Consider the following 18,714-nt stretch of genomic DNA (forward strand, 5'->3'; position numbering starts at 1 on the left):
CGTTCAGCGTCCGCCGGACACGTCGATGAACGTGCCCGTCGCATACGACGCCTCGTCGGACAGCAGCCACAGCACGGCGGCCGCGACTTCCTCCGCCGTGCCGCCGCGCGCCATCGGCACGGACGCCTGCAGGCGCCGGATGCGGCCCGGCTCGCCGCCGCTGGCGTGCATGTCCGTGTCGATCAGGCCCGGCCGCACGCCGTTCACGCGGATGCCCTCGCCCGCCACTTCCTTGGCCAGGCCGATCGTCAGCGCATCCACCGCGGCCTTCGACGCCGCATAGTCCACGTATTCGTTGGCCGACCCGAGCACGGCGGCGCGCGACGACACGTTCACGATGGCGCCGCCGCGCCCGCCCCGCCGGGTCGACATGCGCCGCACGGCTTCGCGCGCGCACAGGAAGCTGCCCGTGACGTTGGTCGCGAGGATGCGCTCGATGCGGGCGGCGTCCATGTCTTCCACGCGCGTCTGGCGCGCGAGGATGCCGGCATTGTTGACGAGGGCGTCGAGCCGGCCGCGGCGCGCGTCGATCGCCGCGAACAGGCGCAGGACGGCCGCCTCGTCCGCCACGTCGGCCGCGACGGCGAAGGCGCGGCCGCCGGCGGCCTCGATGGCGCGCACGACGCCGGCGGCCGCGTCCGCGTTGTCGCGGTAATTCACGCAGACCGTGTAGCCGCGCCGCGCGGCCAGCAACGCGCAGGCGGCGCCGATGCCGCGGCTGGCGCCCGTGACGAGGAGGGTCTTGTTGTCCTGCATGGGCTTATTCGAAGATGGGCACGATCGCCAGCGGCGCGTCGTAGGTGACGACCCGGGCCCGTTCCGGGCTCGTGCCGAAGCGCCAGGTCACGATGGGGAAGCCTTCGTCGGGGTCGCCCGCGAAGGCGGCGCCGGACGTCAACGGCAGCGCCTGCTCGCCGCCGTCCGCGCGGCGCAGGCGGGCGCCGGCCGAGTCCTTTTTCGGGAACACGAAGCGCACGCCCGCGCACTGGCGCGCGCGCTGCGACGCGTCGACATAGCGCACGAAGCCGAGCGCCTGGGCGCAGGCCGTGCGCAAGGTCGCGGCGTCGTATTCGCCGTCGGCGCGCGGCGCAATGGTCACTTGCGGGCGCAGCACGAACGGCATGCCCTTGCGGTTCAGCATGAGGACCGCGTTCTCGTCATAGGCCGCCTTCTGCAGCGGGAACACGGTGCGGCCGAGGGCGTCCAGCGGCAGGTTCAGCTGGGTCGTCTTGCCCGTCAACGTGAGCTGGGCGCCCTCGCCCAGGCCCGCATGGTCGCGCGACTGCACCTGCAGGTGGCTCTGCAGCAGGTTCTTCGGCCCGCCGTATTTCTCGAACTGGACCATGGCCCGGTACGCGTCCCGGTAGCTCACCCATTCGCCCGCCTGCGCGTGCGCGACGGCCGGCGCGGCCCCGAGCAGCGTGGCGAAGACGGCGATGAGTGGGCGGGATGCGCGCATCGTCAGAACCGGTAGGCGATGGCGGTCGAGACCGTCAAGTTGGTGGGCCGCTCGACGATCGGGCTGTGTGCGGCGCTGCCCAGCAGGCGCCGGGCCTGCAGGTCGGACGTCAGCATCCACGAGGGCGACCAGGTCCAGTTCCAGCGCACGCCGACGTGCGCATCCTCCAGGCCGCCGCCGGGCTGGTAATACGAAAACCGGCTGCACGACACCTCCGCCAGCGTGACGCCGAAATACGTGCGGTTGTAGTTGCGGTTCACGACCGTGACGCCGCCCGACAGCGACACGTGGTGCCGCGCGCCCAGGTCGAGGGCGAGGCGTTGCACGCCCAGGTCCAGGCGGGCGCCGTCGTGGTCGTTGCCGGCGCCGTACAGCACGCTGCTCGTCACGCGCCATTGCGGCGTCAGGTAATAATTCGCGAACACGCCGCCCGAGAGGCGCGCGCCGATCTTGTCCATGCCGTCCAGGTCGGTGCCGCGCAGGTCGTGCCTCACGAGCGGTTCGGGGACCGGGCCGATCAGGGTCGAGCCCACGCTGCCCACGCCGTCGGCGGATTGTCCGGTTCCCGTCCGGTCGCGCCCCGGCTGCACGGCCAGCAGCGGGCCGTATTCGAACGTCGGATCGTCCGACAGATGCATGCCTGCGCTCATGCCGGAAATAAACACGCCGTTGCTCCATTGCACCTGGAGCACCGGCAACGCCGAACCCTTGCGGCTTCCCGCCCCCTCCCAGCGCGGCGCCGACTGCACACCCAGGCCGACGTACATGTCGCGGCTACCATCGGGCATGGGGTTGGTCGCCGGCGTCTGGGCCCACGTCGTGCCGCAGGCCGCGCAGAGCGAGAGGAAGAGAAGCTTGTTCATGTTCAGGGGTGGAAGATTCGGGAAGACAACATTCTACGGCTTTGTCTTCCGTCCTCCCATATCCTTTCTACCGTGTCGCCTGCCTGGTCGCCACTTCCGCCGCGAATTCCACCGGCAGGTCGCTGCGCGGGATCGCGACGAGGTGGGCGGGCGTCGTCACGTGCATCGCGCAGACGATGTCCGGTCCGGGCACGGTCCGCAGTTCGTGCACGATGAGCTTGTCTGCGGTGCGCGCGACGCCGTCGATGGACGTCGTGTAGCAGCTGTTGGCGCCGCTCCCCATGAACACGCCGACGACCATGTCCGTCGCGAAGTCGACGGCCGGCAACGCGCGATCCGGCGCGTGTTCTTTCCACAGGCGGGCCCACGCGGCCGCATCCTTGACGACGACCGTGCGCGCCTCGTGGATGGCCGACATGCTCGTCGCGTCCGCCGTCCGGAACGGGACGTCCGCGGCGGCCGCCGTGGCGACGTCGACGTCCGCATCCGTGCGGTCGACGGCCACGACCTGCATCGGATGGGTCACGACGGACAGGCAGGGTCCCTGCGCCGACGTGTCGCGCTCGGCGACCTCGACGTTCAGCTTGCTGGCGCCGGCCGCCACGCGGGCGACGGCGATGCCGTGGCAGCTGTCGGGGACCTCGCCCGCGAACACGGCGACGAGCATCTTGCGCGTGAAATCGACTTTCGGCTGCGCGGGCGCCGGGGTGCGGACGGCCGCGTGGCGGCGCCACAGCGTGTCCCATGCGGCCTGGTCGCGGACGACGGCGTTCTCGCGCACCGTCACGCCCGACAGGTCGTCGCGCGCCACCGTTTCGTACGCGACGGTCGTGCCGGCCGGCGGCAGGAAGGCGAGTTGCTCGACCTTGTGGTCGCCCCCCAGGCCCAGGTCGGGCCGGTCGGCATTCTTGACGATGGTGTCGAACAGCGCGCGGGCACTCTCGTCCTGGCACATCGTTTTCGGTCCCGCGATCGAGTCGGCGTACGAGCACAGCCGGGTCTCCGGCTTGCTGCCGAACAGCACTTGCTCGAAGGACGCGTCGGCGCAGCGGCCGGCATGGTCCCAGAACACTTGCTTGCCGTCGATGACGAACAGGCGATTCTTCGTTTCGCTGCAGCCCGACGTGCGCGCCATCTCGATGAAAGGCGCCGTCGCCAGGCCGGACGGGTTCGGCTCGCCGACGGCGATCCCCGGGGTGGCTTGCTGGTCGTGCATCGTGCTTCCCCCGCCGCAGGCGGACAAGACCGCCCCGGCCGCAAGGGCGGCCAGCAGCGGCATCACGCGTCCCAATATACGCATTCTTCCTCTCTCCAGAATTATGATGGCGCCGTGTGCCCGGCACGCATCCCAAACAAAAAAAGGCCCGCCTGATCTCGCGCACCATGCGGGCCAAACGGAAAACCGGTGATTGGAATCGTACCGGTGCGCCCGGAGAACTTCATCCGCGGACTGTCGGGCATTTGTCTGCAATTTGTAAATAATGGTTTTACAGACCATTGCTCCTATACAATTTCGATATGTGCAAGACAAAAACCGCCCCGGACAGCTGCCACGCGCGGAGGATGATGGCGTGAATCGCCTGTTCTTCCGCTTCTTCGTACTCGTGATGTTGTCGATCACGGCCGCGACGTTCGTGATCTATTTCGTCTTCGCCCGCCTGTTCGGCGATCCGCTCGACGATATCGCGCGGCGCCAGGCGTCGGCCCAGATCTTCCTGCTCGAACAATACGTCGACCGCGCCCCGGCCGACGAGTGGCTGGCGCGCCTGAACAAGGTGCGCGAAGTGTCCGAAGTCCATTTCGACCTGATCCCGCTGGACCAGGCGCGCGCCGCCCTGCCCGACCGCCAGCACGCGGCGCTGGAGCGGGGCGAGATCGTGCTGGATCCGCAGCACAAGGCGTTCTTCCGGCGCGTCGACCTCAAGGGCGAGCGCTACATCGGCAGCGACGAGGACGTCATCCGGGCCGACAACCTGCCGATCGACCTCGGCCAGGCCCTCGCGATGGAAGTGGTGCGCTACGTCGTCGTGGCGCTGGCGCTGCTCGTGCCCATCGCGCTATGGTCGCGGTCGCACTGGCAGGCGTTGCAGACGCTGTCGCGCGTGGCGGACGAATTCGGGGCCGGACAGTTGTCGGCACGGGCGCACCTGAAGCCGGCCGACGCCGTCTATCCGCTGGCCGCACGCATCAATGCGATGGCCGAGCGCATCCAGGGCCTGCTGGAGGCCCAGAAGAACCTGCTGCATTCCGTCTCGCACGAATTGCGCACGCCAATCGCGCGGCTGGAATTCGCGCTGGAACTGCTGCATGCGCGCGCGCCCGATCCCGCGCTCGCCAAGCGCATCGCGGCGATGGAAGGCGATGTGGCCGAGTTGAATGAACTCGTCAACGAGCTGCTGTCGATGAGCAAGCTGGACAATGCCCAGGGGCCGCAGCGCGCGCTGTTCGAACTGGAACCCTTGCTGCGCGAATGCACGGACGGCCTGCATCCGCGTCCGCAGCGCCTGCACGTGGAGCTGGGCGAGCGGCTGGGCAGCGTCGACGGCGACCGGCGCCTGCTGGGCCGCGCCATCGGCAACCTGCTCCGGAACGCACAGAAATACGCGGCGCACGAGGTGGCGCTGCGCGTGCGCCGCGAGGATGCGCGCATCGAGATCGCCATCGAGGACGACGGCCCCGGCATCCCCGAGGAGGAACGGGAACGCATCTTCGAGCCGTTCTACCGCCTCGACCGCAGCCGCGACCGCGCCACCGGCGGCTTCGGCCTCGGCCTGTCGATCGCGCACAAGGCGATTGCGCTGCACGGCGGCCAGCTGAGGGTCGAACAGTCGGCGCTGGGCGGCGCGCGCTTCGTGATCAGCATGCCGGACGGCGTGTTGCCGTCCTGAGCGTCCTGATGCCGGTCTAGCGGCGGGGTGCGACCGGCTCCGGGGCTTCCGGCTTCACGTGGCGCATCCCGTACCACAGGTGCTGCCACCAGTGCTCGCGCGAATGCACGGTCAACAGGCATTGGCGGTCGATCTCGCCCTTGAAGACGGGATCTTCGCACTGTTTGGTCATCAGCGCGTTGCGCTGGTTTTCCGCATTGACCAGCGCAATGGCGAGCCAGAAGACGAGGCCCGCGAGCACGACCACGAGGCACCAGGCCACGTGGTTCCAGTTGCTCGAGTCGAACAGGTGCTCCTCGTCCGGCGCGGACTTGTCATAAATCTTCAGGATCTTGCCTTCGACATCACTCATTGCGCTGATTCTCTACCTTGCTTATTTCGACTTGGCCGCCTTCGCGACCAGCGCGTCCATCACCTGCAGCGTGGCCTGGAACAGGACCGGCTCGCTGCTGCTCTTGATCGAATTGTAGACGATCGAAGGCGCCGTCTGGTACTTGCCGTCGACGATGATGGTCGGCACGCCGTCGACCTTGTAGTCGGCCGCGATCTGCGGCAGGCGGTGCAGCTTGGTGATCACGCCGAACGAACTCCACACGTTCTGGAACTTGTTGCGGTCGATGCCGTTCTTGGCCACCCAGTCGAGGATCGCGGCGTCCGTATTCAAACGCAGGTGGTCGACGTGCCAGGCCTTGAACACCTTGGGCTGGAATTCCTCGGCCTTGCCCATCGCTTCCAGCGTCAGGTACAGGTGCGCTTCCGGATCGTTGGGGCCGGAGAACGGCAGGTGGATGCGCTTGAACTGGATATTGCCGCCCTGCTTCTTGACCCACTGCTCGAGCTGCGGTTCGAACGCGTTGCAGTGCGGGCAGTGGTACATGAAGAACTCGATCACCTCGACCTTCTTGCCCGTCGTCTGCACCGGCTGCGGCTGGGCGAGCGTCACGTATTCGACGCCGTTCTTGGGATCGGTCGGCGAAGCGAAAGCGGTGCTCGCGGCGAGCACGGTAGCGAGCAGGGCGAAACGCAGGGAACGCATAGTCTTCCTTCTAGATTGGTTAAGCGAACGTCCGCGAGATTACCACTTTTTCTCCCCCCGGCCTTGGCCCTCCCTTATTTATTGCATTTGGTTACCATCGTAACCAACACCGAAATTCGGGGTCAGAGCATGACTTCGGGGTCAGAGCACATTTCCGGGCACAGACCTGCAAGCAATGAAAGCCGCATTTGCCGCAGCCGCCGATGCCGGACCTGAGGAATGCAGTCCGGGCTGGCGCATAAAACGCGACCAGTCCGCACGAGCCGAAAATCGCTCTGACCCCGAATTCACGACAAAAAATGCTCTGACCCCGAATTTTTAGAAGTCGTAGCGGGCCGACAGTTTCAGCTGGCGCCCGTCGCTCGGGTAGATGCCGGACTTGCAGCCGAACGCGTTGCTGAAGTAGCGGCGGTCCGCCAGGTTCAGGCCCGTCGCGGCGACTTCCCACGGGCCCAGCTTGATGGCGTAGCGCGCGTCGAGCGTCGTGTACGACGGGATGCGCGCGGCGCAGCCGTTGCTGAAATCGCTGCCGTAGCGCTGGCTGTCGACCCATTGCGCGCCCACGTCGGCCGATTGGCCGTTGCCCGGCACCCAGGCCAGGCGCGCGGTCACGACGTTCTTCGGCACCAGCACCAGTTCGCGGCCGCCGTTCGGGCCGTCCGTGAAGCGGGCCAGCACGTGCTGCGCGTGCGCGGATGCGCGCCAGCCGGCGGCCAGCAGCGCCTCGGCGTCGATCTCGAAGCCCTTGCGCTCCGTCGGGTCCAGGTTCGTGTTCGCGCCCCAGCCGCCGTTCGCGGTCGGGTCGAAGAATATCTCGTTGTGCAAGCGGTGACGGAACAGGCGCGCCGTCAGCGTGCGGCTGTCGTCGCCCGGCGCGTGCCGCAAGGTCGTGCCGAATTCCAGGTCGTGCGACGTCTGCGCCTTCAGGATGTCGACGCTGGAACGGTAGCCGTTCTCGTCGACATTCGCCACGCGGTAGCTTTGCCCCGTCTTGGCATACACCTCGACGAGCGGATGGACGCGGTAGCTGGCCTGCGCTTCCCACGCGTTCTGCGACTGCGAGCGGTCTTCCGGCGCGACGCCGCCCAGGACATCCACGACCTCCTTGTCGAAGTTCTCGTGACGCGCACCGAGGGCGATGCGGCCGTCGTGCGCCGGATCGAAGCGCAACTCGTCGCGCACGTACACGGCTTGCGACGACTGGCTCGCGTCGGCGTTCGAGTACGGCGCCGTCGTCTTGCGCTTCCAGCGCGTGACGTCCAGGCCGCCCACCAGTTCGTTGAGCATGCCGCCCACGTTGGCGAGCCAGCGCGCGCGCGGCGAGAACTGGTCCTGGCGGCCGTCGTACGCATTGGTCGAGCCGAAGGACAGATAATTCGAGCGCAGATTGCGTTCGCGATGCGACAGGTCCGCGGCCAGGTCGACGGCGCCCAGGCGGTATTCGGCGAAGGCGTTCGCGCGGTCCGTGTTCAGCGAACCGAAGTCGTTCGGCGTCGAGGCCACGCGCGGGTCGGCCTCGAACTGCGCCAGCGTCACCGCGCCGGGCAGGCGCGTCTCCTGGCGCGCGCTCTCGAGGTGGATGCCTGCACGGCCGCCCGTGAAGCGCGTCTGCAGATTAAGGGACGCGGTCGTCTGGTCGAAGCCGCTGTTGCGGCGATAGTTCTGGCTGCCCTGGCGCGCCACGGCGATGTCGGCGCTCACGCTGCCCGCCGTCTGCGACAGCGACGCGCGCACGTCGTGCTCGTGGAACGAACCGCCTTCCGCAAACACGGAACCGTGCGTGCCGCCCGCGACCGCGCGGCGCGTGGTGATCTGGATGACGCCGCCGGTCGCGCCTTCGCCATACAGCACGCTGGCGCCGCCGCGGGTGATCTCGATGCGCTCGACGGTGTCAATCGGGATCGTCGACAGCACGGTATTCGCCAGCTCGTTCTCGTTCAGGCGCACGCCGTCGACCATGATCACCATGTTCTGCGCGCTGTTGGTGCCGAAGCCGCGCAGGTCGAGCGCGAAGTCGGGCGACGAGTCCAGGCTCTGGCGGCCGAACACGCCGCCGATCTTGCGGATCGCGCCGTTCACGTCGTTGACGCCCGCCCGGCGGATGTCGTCCTGGGTGATGACGGTGGCGCCGATCGGGCGCAGGCTCGCCACGCTGGGGAAACGGGAACCGGTGATGACGACGGTGGACGGGATGTCGTCCTGGGCGCACGCGGCGCCGGCGAACAGGGACAGGGATACGGCGCAGGCCAGCGCGATCGGCTTGACGGCCGGCGCGCCGCGGGTGGAGGCGGCAGAATACATTGGATGTTCAATCGTAGAGTTGGCCGGCAAGCGTCCCCGCACGCCGGCGTACATAAAAAGCGCGGCGCGACGCCGGCTTCCCCTGTCTGGCCGGTCTCCGGGCTCCAAGACGGACCGTCCCACCTTCCTATGCGAGCACAGTGGTTGTCGGGGCGGCCTGTCGCCGATGCGGCGACGCTTGTTTACCGTTGCGGGGGCAGCACACGTTGGCGTACCGCCGGAGGCGGCGCCGCTTCGTGTTTCCCGTTTAACTGCATGCGCAGACGCGCATGCGGGCACCAAACCCCGGGATTATAACCTTGCCAAGGCGGTGCCGCGCCAAATATAGTGAACGCACGAACCAGATCAAGGTCCCGCATGCATCCGCATTTCACTGTCATGGCCGTCGCCCTGCTGCTGGCGGGGACGGTGCGCGCCGCGCCGGCGTCCGACGGCATCGCCCTCGCCGCGCCCGATGCCGCCGCCGTGCGCGTGCCCAGCAGCCCGGATGCCTGGGGCGGCCAGCGCACGGGCCGCGAGCCGACCTTGTCGGACCGCGTCGTCCGCTACGACATCGCGGCGACGCTCGATCCGCACAAGCACACGGTCGCCGGCCGCGAACGCCTCACGTGGCGCAACCGCAGCAAGGTCGCCGTCCGGAGCGTCTACCTGCACCTGTACATGAACGCGTTCGAGAGCGCGGGCAGCACGTTCTTCACGGAGCGGCGCGCGCGCGACGGCTCGCCGCGCGCCGGCACCGACATCAAGGACGCATGGGGCCACATCGACCTGCGCCGCGTCGCGCAAGCCGGGGCGACCGTGCCGTGGACCTTCGTCCATCCCGACGACGGCCCGGCGACGGACCACACGGTCGTGCGCTTCGACCTGCCGCAGGCCGTGGCGCCGGGCGCATCGACCACGCTCGACATCGACTTCGTCACGCAGCTGCCGCGAGTCGTCGCGCGCACCGGATATTTCGGCACGTTCCACCTCGTCGCCCAGTGGTTCCCCAAGATCGGCGTGCTCGAACTGCCGGGCGAGCGCGGAGCGCTGGCGCCGCGCTGGAACGTGCACGAGTTCCACATGAATTCCGAGTTCTATGCGGACTTCGGCAGCTACGACGTCAAGCTCACCGTCCCGCGCGGCTACACCGTGGGCGCGACGGGTGAGCCGCAGGGCGCCCCCGCCGACAAGGACGGCATGCGCACCTGGCACTTCGCGCAGGACGACGTCCACGACTTCGCCTGGACGGCCGACAGCCAAACCGCGCGGCCGCTCGTCGGCACCTGGTCCGGCCCGGGCAGCCCGCCCGTGACGGTGACCGTGCTGTACCCGCCCGAATTCGCCGCCAGCGCGGCGCCCGCGCTGAAGGCGGCGAAGGCGGCGCTGACCTATTTTTCGAACACGCTGGGACCCTACCCGTACAAGACGGTCACCATCGTGATCCCGCCCTACAACGCGGCGGAAGCGGGCGGCATGGAATACCCGACGTTCTTCACGATCGATGCCTATGCAACCGTCGAACCGCGCACGACGAGCCAGTTCGCGCTGGACTTCGTCACGATCCACGAATTCGGCCACGGCTATTTCTACGGCATGCTCGCATCGAACGAATTCGAGGAACCGATGCTGGACGAGGGCCTCGACGAATATTGGGACAACCGCATGATGCGCGACGAGGGCCGGCTGGCGTTCATCTCGACGCCGCTGCTGCGCCGGCTCGGCTTCGCGCCCGGCTACCCCACGTTCGACGCCGAGCGCACGGCCACGCCGCGCATCGACCCGGCCGACCCGCCCGGCGCCAATGCGTGGCACCGCCTGCAGGACATCGGCCCCGTCTACACGCGCACCGCGACCTTGATGCGCGACCTGGAAGCGCGCATCGGCCGCGCGCCGATGGAGCGCGCGTTCAAGGAATACTACCGGCGCTGGAAGTTCCGCCACCCGAGCATCGCCGACCTGCGCGAAACGCTGGCCGACGTGACGGGCCAGCGCGCCGTCATCGACGACGTCTTCGCGCGCCAGGTCTACGCGGCCGAGCCCATCGACGACCGCATCGCGGATCTGACCAGCACCGAACAACTGCCCCTCCCCGGCCTGCACGACAGGCGGGCCGACGTCGGCAAGCGCATCGACGACGCCCGCGCGCAATGGCGCAGGACGCATCCGCACGCACCGGACGGCGTCGGCCCCTACCCGTACCGCACCGAGGTGACGGTCCGCCGCCTGGGCGCGCCGGTCCCGCAGACGCTCCTCGTAAAATTCGCCGACGGCAGCAGCGCGACCGCGCATTGGGACGCCGACGAACGCTGGCACAAGTTCGTGTGGACGAAGCCCGCACGGGCCGTGTCGGCCGAACTGGATCCTCAGCGCCTGCACTACCTCGACGTCAGCAAGCTCGATGACAGCCGCACGCTCGAACCGGATGCGCGCGCGTCGCGCCGCTGGGGCCTGGAGTTCGCGGCCGTCGTCGAATACCTGCTGTCCCTGATCGCGACCTTATGACGACCGAACCGACCCTGATCTCTCCTGCCCCATCCACGCACGACGCGGGCGCGTCCCGCCCCGGCGGCGTGGGCGCGGCGCTGCATGCGGCGCGGGGGGCGCTGCAATGGTGGCTGCTGCTGTGGTGGGCGCTGCTCCTGCTGCTGCCGACCGTCGTCGCCGCGCTGCCGGTGTGGCGGCTGCTGTCCGCCGGCCTCGATCATTCCGTGTACGCGGCCCGCCTCGCCGAGCGCCTCGACATGATCGCGTTCGCCGACCTCGTGGGCGCCGCGCGCGAGCACGATGCATCTGCGCTGAGCGCGGGCGGCCTCGTCGCGACGGCGCTGACGTTGCTGCTGTCGCCGCTGTTGTCCGGCATGGCCGTCGCCGCCGCGCGCGCACCGCAGCCCCTCGGCATGGGCGCCCTGCTGGCCGTCGGCGCGCAGGCGTATCCGCGGCTCGCGCGCATGCTCGTGTGGGCCGCCGTCCCGCTGGGCGGCGCCGTGGTGCTGGGCGCGGGCGCGTACCGGCTGGCGGGCGAGGCGGCCGAGACGGCGCTGCTGCAGGCCGACGCCGAGCGCGCCGCGCACCTGGCGCTGCTGGCCACGACCGTGCTGCTCCTGCTGGCCCACGCGACGGTCGACGTCGGCCGCGCCGTGCTGGCCGCCGACCGCCGCCGCACGTCCGCCGTCGCGGCGTGGCTGCACGGCTGCGACCTCCTGATGCGGCGGCCGCTGGCGCTGCTGGGCGCGTATCTCGCGGTCACGGCCATCGGGCTCGCGCTGGCCGCCCTGCTCGCGTTCGCGCGCACGCGCGTGCCGGCGCTCGGGCCGGCCGGCACGATTGCCGCCGTCGCGCTGGCCCAGCTCGTCGTGCTCGTGCTCGGGTGGATGCGCGGCGCGCGCTTGTTCGCACTGGCGGCGCTCGTGCGCTGACCCGCTCCCACGCGGCCGGCGCGGATCGGCTACCATGCACGTTCCATTCCGAACCGTCCGAAGGAGCCGCCATGCCGACCCGCCTGCCCACTTATTTCGTCTCGCACGGAGGCGGCCCGTGGCCGTGGATGAAGGACCAGTACGGCGCCGCCTATGCCGAGCTGGAAGCGTCGCTCGTCGACGTCAGGCGCCAGATCGGCGTACGTCCACAAGCCGTGCTCGTCGTGACGAGCCACTGGGAGACCGAAGGCTTCAGCGTATCGTCGAGCGCGGCCCCGGGCATGATCTACGACTACGGCGGCTTCCCGCCGCACACCTATCAAATCCGCTATCCGGCGCCGGGCGAGGCGCGGCTGGCGGTGCGCGTCGCGCAACTGCTGAACGACGCCGGCCAACCCGCACGGCTCGACCCCGAACGGGGCCTCGACCACGGCACGTTCTCGATGCTGGCGCCGATCTATCCCGAGGCCGACGTCCCGGTCGTGCAGCTGTCGATCCGCCGCGATTACGACCCCGCCGCCCACCTGGCCGCCGGCCGCGCGCTGGCGCCGCTGCGCGACGAGGGTGTGCTGATCCTCGGCAGCGGCCTGTCGTTCCACAACCTGCGCCAGTTCGGCCCCGGCGGCGCGCTGGCATCGAACGCGTTCGACACGTGGCTGCAGCACGTGCTGCTCGAACTGGCGCCGGCCGACCGCGAACAGGCCCTGATGCATTGGAGCGAGGCGCCGTACGCGCGCATGGCGCATCCGAGAGAGGATCACCTCGTGCCGCTGTGGGTGGCGCTCGGCGCGGCCGAGCAGGAGCCGGCCGCGTGCGTCTACCACGAGGAGAATTTTTTCGGGGCGTTGACGGTGTCGAGTTTCAGGTTCGGTGCGGCGGCCGCGGATTGACGGTGACCAAGCTCTTCAGATTTGTCCGGCATGACAATGCTCTCTTGAGTTCAACAGGATCTTGGAGAGAGCAAAATGGCAATCGACGTGTACCTTCAGATCGACGGCATCAAGGGTGAATCCCAGGACGACAAACATAAAGACTGGATCGAGTTGACCGGCGTGCACTGGGGTATCCACCAGCCGCGCAGCGCCACGGCGTCGACCGCCGGCGGCCATACCGCCGAGCGGGTCGAGATGTCGGATATTTCATTTTCCAAGCTGGCCGACCTGTCCAGCCCGATCCTTGCCCAGACTTGCGCGATGGGTAAGACGATCCCCAAAGCCAGGCTCGAGTTTTTCCGTGCGGATGGCAATGGCGAGCGGGTGAAGTATTTCGAAGTCGAACTGGAGAACGTCCTCATCGGCATGGTCAAGCCGCATATGGGTGGGGACCAGTCCTTCCTCACCGAGAACGTCAACCTGAAGTATTCGAAGATCAAGTGGAAATACACCCAGCAGAAGATCGGTGGGGGCGGCGGGGGCAACACGGCGGGCGGCTGGGACCTGGCGATGAACAAGGTCGCGTGAGGTTGCCATGGCGGTCGACATCGACAAATTCGTGGCGTATCTGGGTAAGCAAGCGTTCAGGGGCGGCCACGGAAAAGGGAAATGCGGCGAATATGTCAGGAAAGCCCTGCAAGCCGGCGGCGCGCATTTCAACGAATTCAAGCCGCCGCATTATGGAAAGGAATATGGATTGACATTGGAACGGCTCGGCTTTCACGAAATCACGGTGAATGATCCTGACCACTTCCCGTTCATCCGCGGCGATGTGATGGTCATGCAGCCCCACAAAGGCGGCAAACAAGCGGGCCATGTTGCCGGATATGACGGTAAATACTGGATATCGGATTTCTACCAGCGTGATTTTTGGGCAGGCCCCGATTACCGCAATCAAAAACCGAGGGCAAAATATGCCGTTTACCGCTATTAGTAGAATCGCTGCTATCGCCCTGTTCGCAATCAGTACAACAGCAGGAGCTGCGGTGAGCAACAAGCCGCCGCGTTTTCTGACGGTTCCCGTTCTGGGTCTGCGCTTGCCGCTCGAAGGGATCAACCTCGAACCGTTCCCCGAGGACATACGGGTAAAGTGCGGCCAGCTTGAGGATGAATTCGCCACAAGCAGCGTGTGGATCCTTGGGCGTGCAAAGGACGCCGCGAGCACGTATTACGTCCTGACAGGCTATTCCAAACGGCTGAACAAGGATCCCGACCAGAAACTTTATGAATATTGGGATAACGGCGCCGTCTATACCGTCACAGGCACCAAATGCGGTGGCGACGATGCGGAGGAGACTTTCGACGTACGCGACCCGAACGCCGACAACGACGGCAACGTACCGATTCCCATGCTGAAAGCGCTTGCGGTCGATTTTGCAGCCAGGACCGTAAAAGCGTTCGGCGGCCCCGATCGGCTGCGCGCCGAAATCAAGGCCCAGCGCATCGACTTCAATCGGCTTTCGCCGGAACTGCAGGAGGCGTTCAAGCCGTACTTCGAACCTGCGAAGTAGACAGGCGCCGTGACGAATCTGAACGGTGACCTTTGATCAAACCGCCGCGGATCAGGTGCCGCCTCAGGTGCCGCCTCAGGTGCCGCCTCAGGTACCGCGCTTCCCGCGCGCCGCCTCTTCCGCCTTGCGCGCCGCCTTCTCGGCCGCGATGCGCGCCTTCTCTTCCATCTCGATGCGGTGGCGCTCCAGGGCCTCGGCGCGGGTCTGCGGGGTTTCCAGGCTGATGCGGCCCAGCGCGCCCTGGCGGTAGTCCTGCAGCAGCACGTGCGCCGCCTTTTCGTAGTCGTAGTCGCCACCGCGCACGCGGAACGCGCGGCGCTGGGCGACGCCCTCGATGACGCCGAAGCCGTCCAGGCCGTCCGTCTTGACGCCGTAGCGCTCCGTCAGCAACTGCGGGTAGCGCTGCAGCAGCAGGCCGCCGAGGAATTCCGCGACTTCTTCCTCGATCACGGCGTTCGTGCCGATCGCGTGGCTGGCCGCCAGCATCAGGCCGTCGCTTTCCATCTCGATCTTGGGCCACAGCATGCCGGGAGTGTCGACCAGCACCGTGAACTTGTCCAGGTAAAGCTTTTGCTGGGACTTCGTGACGGCCGGCTCGTCGCCCACCTTGGCCACGCGCTTCTTGAGCAGCGCGTTCATCAACGTGGACTTGCCCACGTTCGGGATGCCCATGATCATGATGCGCAGCGGCTTCGTCGGCACGCCGCGGTGCGGCGCCAGCGCCTTGCACAGGTCCGGGATCCTGGCGACGTCGGACGGCTTCTTGGTCGTCATCGGGTAGGCCGTGACGCCGTCCTGGGCGTCATACCAGGCGGCCCATGCGGCCGTGGCGGCCGGGTCCGCGAGGTCGGTCTTGTTCAGCACCTTGAGGCAGGGACGGTTGCGGAACTTGCGCAACTCCTCGACCATCGGGTTGCTGCTCGCCTGCGGCAGGCGGGCGTCCAGGACCTCGATAACCACATCGGTGTTTTCCATCTGTTCCGCAGCCTGCTTGCGGGCGGCGGCCATGTGGCCCGGGAACCATTGAATCGACATGCTTAACCTTCAATATTTTGCGTGCAACCCTCTATTTTACGCTAGTCGCAAGATATTGACGGCGCCGTCTATCGCGTTGCCGGCATGCATTCGCTCGGCGGCGGCGGCGACGTCGGGTCGAACGCGGCCAGGCGGGCGCGCGCTTCCCTGAGGTCCTTGCCGAATTCGGTCAGGTAGCGCGACCGTTCCTCGCTCTGCCATTCGGCATCCGAAAAACTTTTCGGCGAGTGCGCCGCGGCCGTCAGGACCTTGCCCTGCAGGCGCGGCACCAGCGCCCGGTCGGGGTCGGTGTTTTCTTTGAGCAAATAGCCGTCGACGTCGCGCAGCGTGAGGGGCAGCGGCGGCGACTGGTCGCGCAGCAGCTTGCCGAACACGGTCAGCCTGACGTCGTTGGGGCCGGGCCCCAGCACGTCGTTGAAGGTCAGCAGCGCGACGGGATGGCCGCGGGCGTCGTCGACGCGGCCGTTGATGATGTAGCGGCCCGGCATGCGCACCTCGAGCGGCAGGTGGAATACGAGCGAGCCCTCCTCGACGGCTTCGCGCGGCGCGCCCGCCCACACGGCCGGCAGCTCGGGCGTATAGATGACGTCGAACTGGACGACGCCGCTCTTGCCGCCCACGTTGTAGCGGACTTCGGTGCGGATGGTGCCGTTGAACGAGGCGAGACCCGTCTGCGCGGGCGCCAGCACGCCGGCGAAGGCGCCGTCGTTGGGCACCGGATCGGCGCCCGTGCCATCGTCGACGAACGGGATGCTCACTTGCGGCGTCTGGCGCGCGCCGCGATACGTGATGCCTTGCGCCAGCGCGCGCGTGATCACGAGCGGCAGCGTCTTGCCCTCCGCGTCGACGGCGCGCAGCGAAAACGCCACCGCCTCTCCGGACGCCATGTACACCCGCGACTGCGACGTCTGCAGTTGCACGCGGCCCTCGCTGCCGCCGCCGTCCAGGCGCATCGGGTTCATCGAGGCGACGGGATCGTTCGGGCGGTTCTGGTCGGGATTGTCCGTCATCGGGCGCGAGCCGGCCGGATACTGGGTGGATGCGCGATAGCTGCAATAGGTGTGGTCGGCCAGTTGCACATTCTCGACCAGCTGGCGGCGCCGGCTCGCGCGGTCGTCCGGCAGCGGCAGGCCCTCGGCCTGGACCTGGCCGAAAAACTGCGGCCCGCGCGGCGCCGGCGCCCGCGCGGCCGCGGCGACCGGTGCTGCGCCGTCGTGGTCCATGGCGCTCCACGCGAGCACGACCAGGACCACGACGGCGGCCGACGCCAGCACCAACCGGCGCAGGCGCGGCCGCGGCGGCCCGGACGGGTGGCGCGGCGGCTTGTCGTTACCGTGTCGGCTAGAGGGCACTGTTCACCATTGCACTGCGGACGACGGACACGATGCCCTGCCAATTACCGTTCGTGTAATGGTTGTAGGCTTCGCCGTCGTCGCGGAAGGAGACGGAATGATAGCTCCACTTCGCCCTGCCGCCCTCGTTGGCGGCCGTGCCGAGCGTCAGGTCGTTGCAGAACCAGTCGCTGGGGTTGCAGTACGAGCCGCCGGAACTGCCGGACACGCCGCCCGAGCTGTGGTAGGCGACGGCCTCGTCGTCCTGGCCCGGCAGGATGCCGGAATAGAGCGTGCCCTTGGCGCCCGCGTACATGTAGAACCAGATGCCGCGCGTGTCGTTATGGTTGTACATGGCGCGCGCCGTCGTCGTCTTGAGGTCTTGCGTCAGCGGGTCGGAGACGGCCCACGAGCCGTAGTCGGCCAGCTCGGAGCCGCCGGCGGCGCCGGATGCGGTACGCACCCATTTGATGTTCCAGCCGGTCTGCGACGAGCCGTCGCTGTTGCCGCATACGCCCGACGAGTTCGGCGCCGCGTTCTTCTTCATGCGCGTCGAGCCACCATAGTTGGCGAGCGTATAGCCCAGCATCAGGTCGCCCGCGCTGTGGGTCGCGATATAGCACCAGTTGCTGCCGGTGCAGAAGCAATCGAGGGCGTCGCGGATGTGGTAACTCTGCGATGAAATGCTGTTGTAGCCGTCCCAGTTGACGGCCTTCTTGTTGACGCCCGCCGCCGTGGAGGACGGGCCCCAGTACGTGAAGCTGTTGTAGTCGCCGATCGTGCCGCCGCCCGTGCGGCCGTTGATCCACAGCGTGTAGTTCGTCGCCGATGCCAGCCCCGTGATTCCGAGCAGGCACAGCGCAATCAGCCAGCGCATCAGTGTCATCTCCTCTCCTCCATTCTCGTCGTTGGATGGTGTCGCCGTGGCTTACGGCCGAGTCGACTGTAGAGAGGGTTCCCATGGCTGTCAATTGCCGTGCGAGCCAGATGGATGGCTCGTGATTCCACACTTATCCGATCCGGATGAAGCCATCCGTCAGCGGGCGTTCGCGGCGACGGCGGCGCGCATGACGGCGACGATGCCGCCCCAATGCCCGTCCGTGTAGTGATGGTAGTTTTCGCCGTCGTCGCGGAACGCGACCCAGTGGTTCGCCCACTTGGCGCGGCCGCCGCCGTTCGGCCCCGGTCCCAGGGTCAGTTGGTGGCAGAACCAGTCGTGCGGATTGCAATACGACCCGCCCGACGAGCCCGACACGGCGCCCGCGCTGTGATAGGCCTCGACGCCGTCGTCCTGGCCCGGCAGCAGGACCGACGTCAGGCCGCCGTCGGCGCCGGCGTACATCCAGAACCAGATGCCGCGCGTGGCGTTGTGGTTGTACATCGCGCGCGCGGTGGCGACGCGCAGATCCTGCACGAGGGGTTCCGACGTGACCCAGGAGCCGATGCCCGCCAGTTCGGAACCGCCGCCCGAACCGGCCGCCGACGCGATCCACTTGATGTTCCAGCCTGTCTGCCCCGTCCCGTCCTTGTTGCCGCAGACGCCGGCCGCGTCCGGCGCCGCGTTTTTCTTCAGGCGCGTCGAGCCGCCGTAGTTGGCCAAGGTGTAGCCGATGATGAGGTCGCCCGCGCTGTGCGTTGCGATGTAGCACCAGTTGGCCCCCGTGCAGAAGCAGTCGAGCGCGTCGCGGATGCGGCCGCTCTGGGACGCGATGCTGCTGCGGCCGTCCCAGTTGACGGCCTTTTTGTTGACGCCCGCGTCCATCGTGGCCGGGCCCCAGTAGGAAAAATCGGCGTAGTTGCCGACCGCGCCACCGCCCGTGCGGCCGTTGATCCACAAGGTGTAATTGGTCGCCGAGGCGAGGCCGGCAAACGCCAGCAGGCACAGGCCCAGGAACAAACGCAGCGTTCTCATCATCCCTCCACTCATCCATATCGTGGAGATTAGATACGGCCGCGTTGC

18 protein-coding genes and 1 riboswitch are annotated in these 18,714 nt (G+C 67.8%); of the genes, 7 read left to right on the top strand and 11 right to left on the bottom strand.

The features are described 5' to 3' along the window. Positions 1–3: 3 nt before the first annotated feature. From ISF28_RS16890 to ISF28_RS16905, 4 genes are all read right to left on the bottom strand, one after another. Complete coding sequence (locus tag ISF28_RS16890; RefSeq protein WP_198118339.1) at positions 4–756, bottom strand: SDR family oxidoreductase; 753 nt, start codon at positions 754–756, stop codon at positions 4–6. 4 nt (positions 757–760) lie between these two features. Beyond that, positions 761–1,459 (bottom strand): hypothetical protein, encoded by a 699-nt coding sequence (locus ISF28_RS16895; protein WP_198118340.1) that lies wholly within the window; start codon positions 1,457–1,459, stop codon positions 761–763. A 2-nt stretch (positions 1,460–1,461) separates the two neighbouring features. Next, entirely contained in the window at positions 1,462–2,322 is an 861-nt protein-coding gene (locus ISF28_RS16900; RefSeq protein ID WP_198118341.1) for a MipA/OmpV family protein, read from the bottom strand. A 67-nt stretch (positions 2,323–2,389) separates the two neighbouring features. Further along, positions 2,390–3,622 carry a hypothetical protein gene (locus tag ISF28_RS16905; protein WP_198118342.1) on the bottom strand — a complete coding sequence of 411 codons (1,233 nt, stop codon included), beginning with the start codon at positions 3,620–3,622 and terminating at the stop codon, positions 2,390–2,392. 271 nt (positions 3,623–3,893) lie between these two features. Here ISF28_RS16905 and ISF28_RS16910 point away from each other — a divergent pair, with 271 nt between their 5' ends. After that, positions 3,894–5,210 (top strand): ATP-binding protein, encoded by a 1,317-nt coding sequence (locus ISF28_RS16910; protein ID WP_198118343.1) that lies wholly within the window; start codon positions 3,894–3,896, stop codon positions 5,208–5,210. A 16-nt stretch (positions 5,211–5,226) separates the two neighbouring features. On the opposite strand, the gene ISF28_RS16915 is transcribed toward ISF28_RS16910, so the two are convergent. The 3 genes from ISF28_RS16915 to ISF28_RS16925 form a co-directional block, all read right to left on the bottom strand. After that, positions 5,227–5,562, bottom strand: coding sequence for a hypothetical protein (locus tag ISF28_RS16915; RefSeq protein ID WP_198118344.1), 336 nt, complete (start codon positions 5,560–5,562; stop codon positions 5,227–5,229). Positions 5,563–5,583: 21 nt separating this feature from the next. Then, complete coding sequence (locus ISF28_RS16920) at positions 5,584–6,246, bottom strand: thiol:disulfide interchange protein DsbA/DsbL (protein WP_198118345.1); 663 nt, start codon at positions 6,244–6,246, stop codon at positions 5,584–5,586. A gap of 318 nt (positions 6,247–6,564) precedes the next feature. Continuing rightward, positions 6,565–8,547 carry a TonB-dependent receptor gene (locus ISF28_RS16925; protein ID WP_198118346.1) on the bottom strand — a complete coding sequence of 661 codons (1,983 nt, stop codon included), beginning with the start codon at positions 8,545–8,547 and terminating at the stop codon, positions 6,565–6,567. A 71-nt stretch (positions 8,548–8,618) separates the two neighbouring features. Next, positions 8,619–8,845: riboswitch (cobalamin riboswitch) on the bottom strand. Positions 8,846–8,904: 59 nt separating this feature from the next. Between ISF28_RS16925 and ISF28_RS16930 the strand changes: the two genes are divergently transcribed. The 6 genes from ISF28_RS16930 (at position 8,905) to ISF28_RS16955 (ending at position 14,388) form a co-directional block, all read left to right on the top strand. Continuing rightward, positions 8,905–11,031, top strand: a complete 2,127-nt coding sequence (locus ISF28_RS16930) for a M1 family metallopeptidase (RefSeq protein WP_198118347.1) — start codon at positions 8,905–8,907, stop codon at positions 11,029–11,031. Then, a complete protein-coding gene (locus ISF28_RS16935) occupies positions 11,028–11,945 on the top strand; it encodes a hypothetical protein (RefSeq protein WP_198118348.1) in 918 nt (305 codons plus the stop codon). Before ISF28_RS16930 ends, ISF28_RS16935 begins: the two co-directional genes overlap by 4 nt. A 71-nt stretch (positions 11,946–12,016) precedes the next feature. Beyond that, entirely contained in the window at positions 12,017–12,835 is an 819-nt protein-coding gene (locus tag ISF28_RS16940; protein WP_198118349.1) for a DODA-type extradiol aromatic ring-opening family dioxygenase, read from the top strand. A gap of 75 nt (positions 12,836–12,910) precedes the next feature. Continuing rightward, positions 12,911–13,405 (top strand): Hcp family type VI secretion system effector, encoded by a 495-nt coding sequence (locus ISF28_RS16945; protein ID WP_198118350.1) that lies wholly within the window; start codon positions 12,911–12,913, stop codon positions 13,403–13,405. A 7-nt stretch (positions 13,406–13,412) separates the two neighbouring features. Next, on the top strand, positions 13,413–13,811 hold the full coding sequence (locus tag ISF28_RS16950; RefSeq protein WP_198118351.1) for a hypothetical protein: 399 nt from the start codon (positions 13,413–13,415) through the stop codon (positions 13,809–13,811). A 52-nt stretch (positions 13,812–13,863) separates the two neighbouring features. Beyond that, complete coding sequence (locus ISF28_RS16955; RefSeq protein ID WP_198118352.1) at positions 13,864–14,388, top strand: hypothetical protein; 525 nt, start codon at positions 13,864–13,866, stop codon at positions 14,386–14,388. Between the two features lie 87 nt (positions 14,389–14,475). Here the strand turns inward: ISF28_RS16955 and ylqF are convergent, their stop codons facing one another. From ylqF to ISF28_RS16975, 4 genes are all read right to left on the bottom strand, one after another. Beyond that, positions 14,476–15,423 (bottom strand): ribosome biogenesis GTPase YlqF, encoded by a 948-nt coding sequence (ylqF, locus tag ISF28_RS16960; protein WP_198118353.1) that lies wholly within the window; start codon positions 15,421–15,423, stop codon positions 14,476–14,478. A 68-nt stretch (positions 15,424–15,491) separates the two neighbouring features. After that, positions 15,492–16,775, bottom strand: coding sequence for a choice-of-anchor X domain-containing protein (locus ISF28_RS16965; protein WP_198118354.1), 1,284 nt, complete (start codon positions 16,773–16,775; stop codon positions 15,492–15,494). Then, positions 16,765–17,631 (bottom strand): hypothetical protein, encoded by an 867-nt coding sequence (locus ISF28_RS16970; protein WP_229519154.1) that lies wholly within the window; start codon positions 17,629–17,631, stop codon positions 16,765–16,767. The genes ISF28_RS16965 and ISF28_RS16970 overlap by 11 nt, the downstream gene beginning before the upstream one ends. Before the next feature lie 159 nt (positions 17,632–17,790). Next, complete coding sequence (locus ISF28_RS16975) at positions 17,791–18,666, bottom strand: hypothetical protein (protein WP_229519155.1); 876 nt, start codon at positions 18,664–18,666, stop codon at positions 17,791–17,793. Positions 18,667–18,714 lie beyond the last annotated feature (48 nt).

This window comes from Massilia rhizosphaerae, assembly GCF_016093545.1.
GTDB classification, from domain to species: domain Bacteria; phylum Pseudomonadota; class Gammaproteobacteria; order Burkholderiales; family Burkholderiaceae_D; genus Telluria; species Telluria rhizosphaerae.

Excerpts from the sequence above, each read along its gene's own strand:
- ISF28_RS16890 (WP_198118339.1), bottom strand. The coding sequence starts at position 756 with ATGCAGGACAACAAGACCCTCCTCGTCACGGGCGCCAGCCGCGGCATC.
- ISF28_RS16895 (WP_198118340.1), bottom strand. The coding sequence starts at position 1,459 with ATGCGCGCATCCCGCCCACTCATCGCCGTCTTCGCCACGCTGCTCGGG.
- ISF28_RS16900 (WP_198118341.1), bottom strand. The coding sequence starts at position 2,322 with ATGAACAAGCTTCTCTTCCTCTCGCTCTGCGCGGCCTGCGGCACGACG.
- ISF28_RS16905 (WP_198118342.1), bottom strand. The coding sequence starts at position 3,622 with ATGCGTATATTGGGACGCGTGATGCCGCTGCTGGCCGCCCTTGCGGCC.
- ISF28_RS16915 (WP_198118344.1), bottom strand. The coding sequence starts at position 5,562 with ATGAGTGATGTCGAAGGCAAGATCCTGAAGATTTATGACAAGTCCGCG.
- ISF28_RS16920 (WP_198118345.1), bottom strand. The coding sequence starts at position 6,246 with ATGCGTTCCCTGCGTTTCGCCCTGCTCGCTACCGTGCTCGCCGCGAGC.
- ISF28_RS16925 (WP_198118346.1), bottom strand. The coding sequence starts at position 8,547 with ATGTATTCTGCCGCCTCCACCCGCGGCGCGCCGGCCGTCAAGCCGATC.
- ISF28_RS16930 (WP_198118347.1), top strand. The coding sequence starts at position 8,905 with ATGCATCCGCATTTCACTGTCATGGCCGTCGCCCTGCTGCTGGCGGGG.
- ISF28_RS16935 (WP_198118348.1), top strand. The coding sequence starts at position 11,028 with ATGACGACCGAACCGACCCTGATCTCTCCTGCCCCATCCACGCACGAC.
- ISF28_RS16940 (WP_198118349.1), top strand. The coding sequence starts at position 12,017 with ATGCCGACCCGCCTGCCCACTTATTTCGTCTCGCACGGAGGCGGCCCG.
- ISF28_RS16945 (WP_198118350.1), top strand. The coding sequence starts at position 12,911 with ATGGCAATCGACGTGTACCTTCAGATCGACGGCATCAAGGGTGAATCC.
- ISF28_RS16950 (WP_198118351.1), top strand. The coding sequence starts at position 13,413 with ATGGCGGTCGACATCGACAAATTCGTGGCGTATCTGGGTAAGCAAGCG.
- ylqF (WP_198118353.1), bottom strand. The coding sequence starts at position 15,423 with ATGTCGATTCAATGGTTCCCGGGCCACATGGCCGCCGCCCGCAAGCAG.
- ISF28_RS16970 (WP_229519154.1), bottom strand. The coding sequence starts at position 17,631 with ATGCGCTGGCTGATTGCGCTGTGCCTGCTCGGAATCACGGGGCTGGCA.
- ISF28_RS16975 (WP_229519155.1), bottom strand. The coding sequence starts at position 18,666 with ATGAGAACGCTGCGTTTGTTCCTGGGCCTGTGCCTGCTGGCGTTTGCC.